This is a genomic window from Streptomyces sp. S3(2020) (genome assembly GCF_013044505.1).
Classification (GTDB): Bacteria; Actinomycetota; Actinomycetes; order Streptomycetales; family Streptomycetaceae; genus Streptomyces.
In genome coordinates this window covers 1-4,099 of sequence record NZ_JABERD010000405.1, presented here as the reverse complement: position 1 = coordinate 4,099, position 4,099 = coordinate 1, and the positions used below count along the sequence as shown (strand labels likewise).

Annotated in this window: 4 protein-coding genes; 3 read left to right on the top strand and 1 reads right to left on the bottom strand. The window is 70.2% G+C overall.

Annotated features, from left to right (window positions below; all coding sequences use genetic code 11):
* Window positions 1-328: 328 nt before the first annotated feature.
* Window positions 329-934: a hypothetical protein gene (locus tag HLK59_RS51785; RefSeq protein WP_240983079.1), complete on the top strand. Its 606-nt coding sequence runs from the start codon at window positions 329-331 to the stop codon at window positions 932-934.
* Between the two features lie 15 nt (window positions 935-949).
* Here HLK59_RS51785 and HLK59_RS48650 read toward each other — a convergent pair whose 3' ends face one another.
* Window positions 950-1,723, bottom strand: coding sequence for a class E sortase (locus HLK59_RS48650; protein WP_171148107.1), 774 nt, complete (start codon window positions 1,721-1,723; stop codon window positions 950-952).
* 96 nt (window positions 1,724-1,819) lie between these two features.
* Here HLK59_RS48650 and HLK59_RS48645 point away from each other — a divergent pair, with 96 nt between their 5' ends.
* Both HLK59_RS48645 and HLK59_RS48640 read left to right on the top strand, forming a co-directional pair.
* Complete coding sequence (locus HLK59_RS48645; protein WP_171148106.1) at window positions 1,820-2,257, top strand: DUF3592 domain-containing protein; 438 nt, start codon at window positions 1,820-1,822, stop codon at window positions 2,255-2,257.
* A gap of 238 nt (window positions 2,258-2,495) precedes the next feature.
* Complete coding sequence (locus HLK59_RS48640) at window positions 2,496-3,968, top strand: beta-1,6-galactanase (RefSeq protein WP_171148105.1); 1,473 nt, start codon at window positions 2,496-2,498, stop codon at window positions 3,966-3,968.
* Window positions 3,969-4,099 lie beyond the last annotated feature (131 nt).

Genomic DNA, 4,099 nt, shown 5'->3' with positions numbered 1-4,099 from the left:
GGGGGGGGGGGGGGGGTGGGGGGAGTCATCGGCGGCGTGGGGGGGGGGGGTGGGCGGGGCGGGGGGCGGGGGGGGGGGGGGGGGGCGGGGGGGCGGGCGGGGGCGGGGGTGGGGGTCGGGGTGGGCGGGGGGGGGGGCGCGGGGGTCCGCGGGGCGGCGGGGGGGGGGGGCGGGCGGTTCGTGGACGAACCGGCGCGGGTGCTGGGGGTGTTGCGGGAGCGGGGGTGAGGTGAGGTGAGGTTGGGGGCGCGGGCTGTTCGGTGGATCATGCCGGTCGGCGCGCCGTCGATGAGGGCGGCGGTGCGATTGCCGACAGGGGGTGCTCGCCATGGAGCTGGAACTGGAGCCGGAACCCGAGCCGGAGCCGTGGGCCGTGTGGCAGGACCCATGGGCCGTGGTCGCCGAGTCCGATCGAGCGCAGTGGGACTACGTCCCGCTCGAACGGGTCGGTCCGCTGTGCTTCGGGATGCGCCCGGCCGAGGCGGCCGTCGCGATGGAGGCCCGGGGCTACGCCTCCGATGCCGCCACGGAGATCACCAGGTTCACCCGGCTCGAACAGCTGCGTACGCGGTTCCGTGGCGTGGGTACCTCGCCGTACGGAGCGGACGTCGTCGCCTACTTCGTCGGCTCGATGGGACTGACCTGCGTCGCCGTGGACGCCTTGTCCGGTCCTCAGGTCACCTTCGACGGGATCCGGCTGGTCGGCCGACCGCCGTCGGAGCTCGCGGCCGAGCTCAGCGCCTGTCTGGAGCGCACCGGCAGGGACCTCGAGTTCACCACCGAGGGCGATGTCGGCTCGCAGGAGCTGGGGATGAACCCGCGTGCGCAGCGGGCCGGGGACGTGCTGCTGACTCGGCTGGTCTTCGGGAGGCCCAACGACTGGGCCCGCACCCTGTACGACTGCGTTCCGGCCGAGGAGTGGCGCATGCGCTGAGGGGCGGCACGTGGGCTAACGGGGGCGCATCGAGACCAGCTTGCCCCAGACCACCAGGCGGTACCGGGACGTGTACTCCGGGGTGCAGGTGGTCAGGGTGATGAAGTACCCGGGTGTGGTGTAGCCGCGGGAGGGGTGGACCGTCGAGCGGGGGATGTTCCGGAGCACTCCCGAGTCGCGGGCCGAGGTCCGGGTGAGGGTCTTGTCGACGGCGTACGTGTAGACGGCGTCCTCGGTCTCGACCTGGAGGATGTCCTTGGGTGCGAGCCGGTTGATGTACCGGAAGGGCTCGCCGTGGGTGTTGCGGTGCCCGGCGACGGCGAAGTTGCCTGCCTGGCCCGGCTGTTGGGTGCCGCGGTAGTGGCCGACGTAGCCCTTGTTGAGGACGTCCTGCTTGCTGACGCCCTCGGCGACGGGGACGCGCAGACCGAGGCGGGGGATGGTGAGGATGGCGTAGGCCTGGGACCAACTGGGTTGCCGGGAACGGGTCGTTGACTGTTGCGACTGCCCGTGGGCGGTGCCGGTGTCAGTGTCCGTGGTCGGGGTGTCGGTGCCCTGCGGGCCGGGGGCGGTGGCCGGCCCCTGCCCGGTGTCCCACTCCCGCTCCAGCGCCTCCACCTTCCGCTCGGCGCCCCGCCGCGCCTCCCGGTTGGTCCACCACAGCTGATGGACGACGAGCAACAGGAGCACGAGCCCTACGGTGACGAGGAGTTCGCCGCCCGTCCACAGCACGCGCCGGCGACGGGCACGCCGACGCCGGGTGTCGTGCCCCACGACGGGAACCCTCATGCCGTACACCGCCCTCCGCCTGTGTACGCCGCCTTCACCGGGCCCGCACGATAAGCGCTGCCACCTCAAGTGACCAGGCCCATAGGCTCATCGGCCATGAGTAAGTACTGGCTCCTCACCCTGATCCCGTTCCTCGGCGGCCTCGTCCTCACGGCGTACGAGGCACGCGTCGCCCTCACCGAGCATGTGCTGCGCCGCATGGGCCGCCGCGCGGAAGCGGTCGTGACGGGTCACACCGCGTCCCGGGAGGGGACGTATCCCGCCCTGCATCCGGTGGTCCGCTGGACCGACGAGCACGGCGAGGAGCAGGAACACGCGGTCGCCGCCGCGGGTCCGGGCGCGCACCGGCTGTCGGAGGGCGCGGTGGTCCGCGTCATCCACACACCGGGAGTCCCCGGCACGGCGGTTCTGGACACCCCGGAGCGCTACAAGACGGCGGTGTTCGGGATGTGGCTGGGCGTACTGCTGTGGGCGGGCGCGCTGACGGCGGTGCTGATACGGATCGCGACGCTGCTGCCGACGTATCGCTACTGACCGCCGGTCTCCGCGACCCCCGCTAACCTCCACCCCTTCTGATAACCGTTGGAAAAACAGAAAGCCGGATAGAAAGAAAGCGCTGTCACGCATCTCGACAACCCCGTGCGCCACACCCGATGCTTCGTGATGGCACGCGGGGGGCGCGTGGGCGAGCCACTGGGTCTTTAGGTCTTTAGCCCGACCGTTCGTTCAGGGACAGGCGGTCGAGCCCCACGGAGAGGCGGAGAAGACAGCCATGATCCGACGCAGAACGCTGCTGACAGCCGCAGGAGGCACCCTCCTCGGCAGCGCCCTGGCGACGGGCACCGCACGTGCGGACGCCACGATCGCCGTCAACCCCGGCACGTCGTACGGCACTTGGGAGGGCTGGGGCACCTCCCTCGCCTGGTGGGCGAACGTGTTCGGCGCCCGGGACGACTTCGCCGACCTGTTCTTCACCACCAAGTCGACGACCTACAACAGCACTTCGCTCCCCGGCCTCGGAATGAACATCGCCCGCTACAACCTGGGCGCGTGCAGCTGGAACTCGGTCGGCGGCGAGTCGATGGTGGCCTCCGCCAACATCCCCGCGTTCAAGCAGATCGAGGGCTACTGGCAGGACTGGAACAACGAGGACCCCACGTCCTCCGCCTGGGACTGGACCGCGGACGCCACCCAGCGCGCGATGCTGACGAAGGCGGTGGCGCGCGGCGCGACGACGGAGCTGTTCGCCAACTCCCCGATGTGGTGGATGTGTTCCAACCACAACCCCTCGGGCGCCTCGGGCGGCGGCAACAACCTCCAGACCTGGAACTACCGCCAGCACGCCTCCCACCTCGCCGCCGTCGCCCTCTACGCCAAGAACAACTGGGGCGTGAACTTCGCGACGGTCGACCCCTTCAACGAGCCCTCGTCGTCCTGGTGGACCGCCACCGGTACGCAGGAGGGCTGCCACATGGACTCGACGGTCCAGTCAGCCGTACTGCCGTACATGCGCAGCGAGTTGAACAGCCGTGGCCTGACGGGAATCAAGGTCTCGGCCTCCGACGAGACGAGCTACGACCTCGCCCGCACCACCTGGAACTCCTTCAGCTCCACGACGAAGGGGTACGTCGACCAGGTCAACGTGCACGGCTACCAGGGCTCCGGCGGCCGCAGGGACCTGCTCTACACGGACGTGGTCACGACGGCCGGCAAGAAGCTGTGGAACTCGGAGACGGGCGACAGCGACGGCACCGGCTACAACATGGCCTTCAACCTCCTCTACGACTTCCGCTGGCTGCACCCGACGGCCTGGGTCTACTGGCAGGTCATGGACCCGACCGCGGGCTGGGGCGTGATCAAGTACGACGCGAGCACCTTGCAGGCCGGCGCGATCGAGACGAAGTACTACGTGCTGGCCCAGTTCAGCCGCCACATCCGCCCCGGCATGCGCATCCTGGACACCGGCGTGAGCTATGCGACGGCGGCCTACGACGCGACGGCGAAGCGGCTGGTCATCGTGGCGCTCAACACGTCGACCTCGGCCCAGACCCTCACCTTCAACCTCTCGAACTTCACCACGGTGACGGGCGGGACGGGTGGCCTCGTCCCGCGCTGGAACACGGTGACGACGGGTGGCGACAAGTACGTGTCGTACTCCAACACGTATCTGAGCGGGAAGTCGGTGGCGGTGCCGTTCGCGGCGAAGGCGGTGCAGACGATTCAGATCGACGGGGTGACGATCTGAGGTAGAGGGCGGGGTAGGGCGGGGCGGTGGCCGGTCGACGACCATGCCCTCGACCTGCGGAAGTTCGCCGGGTTCCAGGCAGGGGGTCCAGGAGGTGCCGTTCGGCAGCCGGAAGGAGGACGGGAGGTCGA

What these genes read in the sequence shown, in the direction of transcription:
- HLK59_RS51785 (WP_240983079.1), top strand. Translation starts at nt 329, where the DNA reads ATGGAGCTGGAACTGGAGCCGGAACCCGAGCCGGAGCCGTGGGCCGTG.
- HLK59_RS48650 (WP_171148107.1), bottom strand. Translation starts at nt 1,723, where the DNA reads ATGAGGGTTCCCGTCGTGGGGCACGACACCCGGCGTCGGCGTGCCCGT.
- HLK59_RS48645 (WP_171148106.1), top strand. Translation starts at nt 1,820, where the DNA reads ATGAGTAAGTACTGGCTCCTCACCCTGATCCCGTTCCTCGGCGGCCTC.
- HLK59_RS48640 (WP_171148105.1), top strand. Translation starts at nt 2,496, where the DNA reads ATGATCCGACGCAGAACGCTGCTGACAGCCGCAGGAGGCACCCTCCTC.